This is a genomic window from Streptomyces triticirhizae (genome assembly GCF_003696235.1).
GTDB lineage: Bacteria > Actinomycetota > Actinomycetes > Streptomycetales > Streptomycetaceae > Streptomyces > Streptomyces triticirhizae.
The window spans coordinates 1-7,328 of sequence record NZ_RFFJ01000252.1 but is presented as its reverse complement, the minus strand read 5'-3'; the positions used below and the strand labels follow the sequence as shown (position 1 = coordinate 7,328).

General features: G+C 72.9%; 4 protein-coding genes. All 4 read left to right on the top strand.

Features of this window, described 5'->3' with window-relative positions:
* Window positions 1-122: 122 nt before the first annotated feature.
* Complete coding sequence (locus EBN88_RS27140) at window positions 123-467, top strand: hypothetical protein (protein ID WP_122399689.1); 345 nt, start codon at window positions 123-125, stop codon at window positions 465-467.
* Between the two features lie 38 nt (window positions 468-505).
* Window positions 506-2,854: a TPR repeat region-containing protein gene (locus EBN88_RS27135; protein ID WP_122399688.1), complete on the top strand. Its 2,349-nt coding sequence runs from the start codon at window positions 506-508 to the stop codon at window positions 2,852-2,854.
* A complete protein-coding gene (eccCa, locus tag EBN88_RS27130; RefSeq protein WP_122399687.1) occupies window positions 2,851-6,876 on the top strand; it encodes a type VII secretion protein EccCa in 4,026 nt (1,341 codons plus the stop codon). Before EBN88_RS27135 ends, eccCa begins: the two co-directional genes overlap by 4 nt.
* Window positions 6,873-7,328, top strand: a 456-nt coding sequence (locus EBN88_RS27125; protein ID WP_199742503.1) for an EsaB/YukD family protein, incomplete at its 3' end; no start/stop codon positions are given. The genes eccCa and EBN88_RS27125, both read left to right, overlap by 4 nt.

The following is a 7,328-nucleotide window of genomic DNA, read 5'->3' as shown; positions in this document are numbered from 1 at the left end:
GGCCCGGCGACCTCGCCGAGGACCCGTCCGTATGGGCGCCGCGCGGCAACGCCACCCGGGGCGTGCTCGGCGAGTAGCCGGGCCGCGCACCCAACGACCAGCAGGCGACAAGGAGATACTCAGTGAGCACCGACGGTCTGTACTACCTCCCCGAGGGCTTCCGCGAGGGCGCCCGGGGCAACGCGGAGACCGCCGACGCGGCGGAGGGCGCCGCCCGCTACCTGGGCCGGGTGCCGGTCAACACGGCCGGCTACGCGGGCGCCGACGCGTTCCCGAAGGCGCTGACCAGCACCCGCGACGCCCAGGCGCGCGGCATCACGCAGGCCGCCGAGGGCCGCACCCACATGGCCCAGGCCGACCGCACCGTCGCCGCCACCGGCGAGGGCATGGACACCGCCGCCGCCCAGGCCCTGTCCCGGGTCACCGTCACCACCCCGGTGGACCGGGGCGTCGCGGACGCGATCTAGCGCAACAAGGGGAACGAGGGACGGAACGAGGGGGCGAGATGGCGGAGTTGCGGCTGTTCGGCTATCGCGACGTGGAGGCGAAGGGGGCGAGGCCCTGGACCACGCAGCAGAAGTTCTCCGAGGAACTCGACACCGAGTCGATGTCGGACACCGCCGCCGCGTACGCGCGGGCGGCGGCCGAGGCGAGAAACGTGGACGCCCTCGCCGGCCGCGCCACCCGGATCTCCCGCGACGCCGGCAACCTGAACGGCGCGCCGCTGGTCAACCCCGACGGCCGGTTCAACGAGACCCACCGGGGACTGCAACGCGGCGGCCGGGACGTCGACTCGGTGGTGCGGCACATCATCCGGGGCATGAACCACGCCATCGACGCGGAGAAGTACGCGCACGGGTGGGTCTACTGGACCAACGACAAGCTTGAGCACTTCAGGGATCAGGCGCGCAAGGAATGGGCCGCGTGGGACGCGGCGCTGAGGACGGCAGTCGCCAGCCACCGGGCCGCCGGGCCACCCAGCGTCCCCGGTCCCGACGGCGAGGTGGTCGTCGCGGTCAGCGACGGCGGCGGGGCGTGGACGCTGCCGCAGCGCGTGCCCGACGCGATCAGGGAAAAGTACCTGGCGAAGGCGGTCGAGAAGGCGAGGGACTCCGAGACCAAGATCAAGGACGCGATCGAGCACTACCGCCACAAGCTGATGGGCGAGGCCGCCGAACTCGCCGAACTCGGCTACGAGTTGAGCGAAAGCCCGTTCAAGCTCGTCATGACCCCCGACATGGCCCGCTACGCCGCCAGCGCGCTCAAGGAGGCTCTGGGGAAGGAGCATCCGGACCGCCACCTGCTGGAACGCTACACGGCTGTCCTGCGCTCCATCGCCGAGGGCGTCTACGAGGATCCAACGCGTCCCAGCAGGAATCCGAGGAACCTGACCGGCGAGGAACTGGAGTACCTGAAGCGGTTCTTCCACGGCATCGACGCGAAATCACTCGCCACCCTGGGAAACATTCCCATGGGAGGGGACCCACTGCGGGTCGGAAACCCCGTGAACGTGAAGCAGAGCGTCGCCAACGGCATCATGATGCTGCTGAACGAGGATATCGGCGGCCTTGGCCCACGCGGCACCCGACCGGTGGATCCGAACGAGGTTCCGGCGTCCATCCAGCACTTCATCGACGGCCCGCCGAGGGGCCTGGGGCGAAACGCACTCATCGAATTCAACGGCTTCGGGGGACTCATGGGTGAGGCGACCGTCGCCACCGACCTCGCCTCCTCCAAGAGTCTGGCACGCGCCGCCCTGGAGTACGAGAAGTCCGCGGGTGCGGGAATCGGGCTGACCCACTCGGAACGCTCCAGCATGATCAACCGCGGCAGCAGCGGCGTACTCGAGGCGGTGGCCCAAAACTCGGTGGCGTCCGCTGAGCTGCTCAACGAGCGGGAGTTCCGCCGGGATCTGATGACCCAGGGGTGGGATGTCAGTGACGGGGCGGGAGCATTGATCACCAGCGGGACCACCATCCCCAGCGGCGTCGATCCCTCGGACCCCGAGGCCCGCAGGCATGTCGAGGCGGGCCGCAACGTCCTCCAGACAGCGGCGCGGATGAAGGAACAGGTCCTCCAGACGGGGCTTCCCCTGGGCGGCGCCGAGTCCTCCCTGAACGGTGGCGTGCGCGGCAGGGATCTGGACGCCATGCACCGGGCCATCGGTGCCACGGCGGTCAACTACATGGACATGGTGAGCACTTCCACGCCCGGGGACACGCGACTGTTGCCTCCCCGAGGTGACGACCCCTGGCGGTTCCAGCTCAGCATGGAGGAGCGCAGCGCTCTCTTCGAGATGATGAACTCCACGAGCGGGCCCGTCAAAGAGGAGTTTTTCGGCGATGTCGCCGGCTGGCAGTACGACACCGCGCTGAAGAACTTCCAGGAGTCCCGCATGAACACGAATTCCAGCGACTTCACGAGAATCGGGTCCATTCAGGCCACCGTGGCGGAGACGCAGAGGGAATCGGAGTCGCCAAGCACGACTTGGAGCAGCGTCAAGAAACTCTCCGACCTTGCCGGGTTGCTGCCCTACGGCTCGGTTCCCAGCACGATCGTTGGCATGGAAGCGGACACCCAGATCGAGAAGAACGCGGCAGAGGTCGACGAGAAGAACAGAGTGGCGGCCCGAAGAAGCGTCACCGAGAGCCAGATGGAGGGCAAGATAGCCATCGCCCTGGCCGGCATCAGGGCGGGCACCCTCAACGGGGGCAGGGTACCTCCCGACCTCGATCCCGGTCGCTCCGGCTACAACCTCCCGGAGGCCTACGAGGCGGCCGAGGACATCCTCGGGGAACACGCGCCGGTTGCGAGGCAGTCGTTCGACAGCGGCTACCGTCCGGCTCCCTCATGACCTCCTCCCCCACCACCGCCTTCCGGCGCCCGCCCCGCGTGCCGGCGCCCACCGTTCCCGAGAGGGAGCTGGTGCTCCGCGCGCCGCCCCGGCTGCCGGAGCCGGAGGACGCGAACGCGTGGATGACCGCGTTGCCCGCGCTCAGCGGGCTCGGCTCGGTGCTGTACATGCTGACGATGGGCCGGGGGCCCATCGGCTACATCGTCGGCACGATGTTCCTCGTCTCCTGCCTGGCGATGGTCGTCGGTTCGGTGGTCCGCCAGCGGTCCACCGCCCGGAGTCAGGCGCGCAACGAGCGGCGCGCGTATCTGCGGTACCTGGAGGCGACCCGCGCCGAGGTGCGGCGCACCGCGCGGGCGCAGCGGGCCGCGATGACGTGGCACACGCCGGAGCCCGGCGCGCTGTGGGGCGTGCCGGAGAGCCGCCGGCTGTGGGAACGCCGCAGCGGCGACGCGGACTTCGGGGTGGTGCGGGTCGGCGCGGGGCCGCGCTATCTCGCGACGCCGCTGACCGTGGACGAGACCCCGCCGGTGGAGGACCTGGACCCGCTGTGCGCGGTGGCGCTGCGTCGCTTTGTCGACGCGCACGCGGTGGTGCCGGATCTGCCGGTGCCGGTGGCGTTGCGCCGGTTCGCGTCGGTTGCGGTGGTCGGGGAGGGCGCGGGCGGCCCGGCGGCGGCGCGCGCGCTGGCGCGGGCGGTGGTGGCGCACGCCGTCACGTTCCACTCGCCGCGCGACCTGCGGGTGGTGGTGTGCGCGGGCGACGTGGAGGCGCCGACCTGGGCGTGGGTGAAGTGGCTGCCGCACGCGCACCATCCGGAGGAGGTGGACCATGTCGGCCCGGTGCGGATGGCGCACCCGGTGCTGGGGGCGTTGGAGGAGTGGCTGGGCGCGGAGTTGACGCGGCGGACGCGGTTCAGCCGGGACGCCGAGCCCGACCCCGAACTCCCGCATCTGCTGGTGGTGGTGGACGGCGGGCTGGTGACCGGCGCCGAGGCACTGGTGGACCCGAACGGCCTCCAGTCCGTCACGGTGCTCGACGTCGGGGACGCGGTGGCCGGTCAGCTGACGGAGCGGCACGGGCTGCGGCTGGCGGTGGCCGAGGGCCGGGTCGCGGTGCTGGCGGCCGGCAGCCGCGACGAGTTGGGGCGGGCGGACGCGCTGAGCGTCGCCGAGGCGGAGGCGTTGGCGACGCGGATCGCCCGGTTCCGGGTGGAGGCGGGCGCGCGGGCCGCCGACGCGGAGGACCGGACCACCGTGGTCAACACGTTGCCGGCGCTGCTCGGGGTGGCGGACCCGGCGCTGCTTGACCTGGACGCGCTGTGGCGGCCCCGCCCGATGCGGGACCGGCTGCGGGCGCCGATCGGCGTCACGGCCGAGGGCGGCGTGCTCGATCTGGACATCAAGGAGTCGGCGCAGAACGGCATGGGCCCGCACGGCCTGCTGGTGGGCGCCACCGGCTCCGGCAAGTCGGAGCTGCTGCGCACGCTGGTGCTGGGCATGGCGGCGACGCATCCGAGCGAGCAGCTGAACCTGGTGCTGGTGGACTTCAAGGGCGGCGCGACGTTCGCCGGGCTGTCCCAACTGCCGCACGTGGCGGCCGTGATCACCAACCTGGAGGACGACCTGGCGCTGGTGGACCGCATGGAGGAGGCGCTCTCCGGCGAGATCAACCGCCGCCAGGAGGTGCTGCGCGACGCGGGGAACCTGGTGTCGGTGCGGGACTACGAGCGGGCCAGGCAGCGCGGGGCGAGCCTGCCGCCGCTGCCGAGCCTGTTCATCGTGGTGGACGAGTTCTCCGAACTCCTGGCGCAGAAGCCGGACTTCGCGGAGCTGTTCGTGGGGATCGGCCGGCTGGGCCGCTCGTTGGGGCTGCATCTGCTGCTGGCCTCGCAGCGCCTCGACGAGGGGCGGCTGCGCGGGCTTGAGGCGCATCTGTCGTACCGGATCGGGCTGCGGACGTTCTCCGAGGCGGAGAGCCGCACCGCCATCGGGGTGCCGGACGCGCACCATCTGCCGGCCGCGCCCGGCCACGGCTATCTGCGGACCGACACGGCGACGCTGAAGCGGTTCCGGGCGGCCTATGTGTCGGGGCCGCACCGCACCGAGGACGAGGAGGGCGGCCGGGCGCTGGGCGGGGCGCCGAACGTGCGCCCGTTCCCCGTCTCCTACGTTCCGGTGCCCGTCGAGGAGCGGCCGGCGCGGCCGCGTCAACCGGCGCCGGAGCCCGGGGAGTTCGGCGAGGACGAGGAGCTGGGCGAGACGGTGCTGGGCGTGATGGTGGAGCGGATGGCTGGGCGCGGCCGGCGGGCGCACCAGGTGTGGCTGCCGCCGCTGGACGAGCCGGAGCCGCTGGACGCGCTGCACGGCGGGCTGGCGGTGCGCGAGGGCCGGGGGCTGTGCGCGGCGCCGGACGGTGGTGCGCTGACGGCGGTGATCGGGGTCGTGGACCGGCCGTTCCACCAGCGGCGCGACCCGTTCACCCTGGATCTGTCGGGCGCCGGCGGCCATGTGGCGATCGTCGGCGGGCCGCGCAGCGGCAAGTCGACGGCGGTCCGGTCGCTGATCGCGAGCCTGGCGCTCCGGCACACGCCGGCCGAGGTGCGGTTCTACTGCCTGGACTTCTCCGGGACGCTCTTCCCGTTCGCCGATCTGCCGCATGCCGGTGGCGTCACGGGCCGGCTGGACGCGGAGGTCGTCAACCGCACGGTGGCCGAGGTGTTGGAGCTGTTGGAGACCAGGGAGCGGCGCTTCCGGGAGCTGGGCGTGGAGTCCATGGCGGGGCTGCGGGCCGGTCGGGCGCCGGCGGGCGTCGCCGAGGGCGAGGTCTTCGACGACGTGTTCCTGGTCGTGGACGGCTGGGCGGTGCTGCGGCAGAGCTACCCGGAGCTGGAGGAGGTGCTGATGGCGGTCGCCGGGCGGATGTTGACCTACGGCATCCACCTGGTGGTCACCGGCAACCGGTGGCTGGACATGCGGATGGGCCTGCGCGATCTGCTGGGCACCAAGGTCGAGTTGAAGCTCGGCGACGCGTTGGACTCGGAGGTGGACCGCAACGCGCAGCGCGCCATCCCGGCCGGCCGACCGGGGCGGGGCGTGACCGAGGAGAAGCCGCACTTCCTGATCGCCGTGCCCCGGCTGGACGGGGTGCCGTCCGCCGAGGGGCTCGGCGAGGCGGTCGGCGAGCTGGTGCGGCGGGTGGCCGAGGCGTGGTCGGGGCCGCGCGCGCCCCGGGTGCGGCTGCTGCCGACGACCTGGCGTGCCCCCGGGCCCACGGCGGCGGCGAACGGGCGACCCGGCGTGCTGGTCGGCGTCGAGGGCAACCGGCTGGACCCGGTGGCGGTGACGCCGGGCGAGGAGCCGGGGCTGGTCGTCGTCGGCGACACCGAGTCGGGCAAGACCTCGCTGCTGCGGGCCGTCGCCCACCAGGTGATCGCCGCCTACCCGCCGGAGCGTGCGCGGCTGATCGTGCTGGACCACCGGATGACGATGCTGCGGGAGTTCGACGGCCCGCACCTGATGAGCTACTCGACCACGCTGGAGCGGTCGTTGGAGGTCGTCGGCGGGCTGGCCGAGGGATTGAAGAAGCGGCTGCCCGGCACGGATGTGACGCCGGAGCAGCTGCGGGACCGCTCCTGGTGGACCGGGCCCGAGATCTATCTGCTGGTCGACGACTACGACCTGGTCGCCACCTCGCGCGGCAACCCACTCGCGCCGCTGCTGGACTTCCTGCCGCACGCGCGGGCGATGGGTCTGAACGTCTTTCTCACCCGGCAGGCCGGCGGCGCCTCCCGGGCCGTGCTGGAACCGGTGCTCGGCCGGATGAAGGAGCTGAACTTCCCGGTGGTGCTGCTGAGCGTGCCGAAGGACGAGATGCCGATCTGGGGGATCAAGCCGGCCGAGCGGGCGCGGGGGCGGGGCGTGCTGCTGCACCGCCGGCTGGGCACGGTGCCGGTGCAACTGGCGCGCGCCGACTCCCCGTTGGCCACCGCCGCCGTCTCGGAGGGGGGCCAGTCGCGATGACGACGGACCTGGACCGGGACCCGGCCGCTTCGGGGGCCGACGCCCCGGCGCCGCAGGTGGAGTTCGTCCGCGTCGGCCTGGCCGGGCCGGCCGGCCGCGCGGACCTGGCGGTGCCGGCGTCGGTGCCGCTGGCCCGGCTGCTGCCGATGCTGCTGCGCCACTCCGGCGAGGACGCCGGGCCCGACGGCGGGCTCGGGCACGGCGGCTGGGTGCTCCGGCGGGCCGACGGCGGGCGGCTGACGGCCGCCGCCTCGCTGGCCGAACAGGACGTGGTGGAAGGTGAGTTGCTCTTCCTGTGTCGGGCCGACGACGACGATCCGGCGCCGCCGGTCTACGACGACGTGGTGGAGGTCGTCGGCGCGCACGGGGTGCGGGCGCCGTGGCCGGCGTCGGCGACCCGCGCCGGGGCCGGGGCGCTGGCGGCGCTCGCGGTGCTGGCGGCCTCGGGCGCG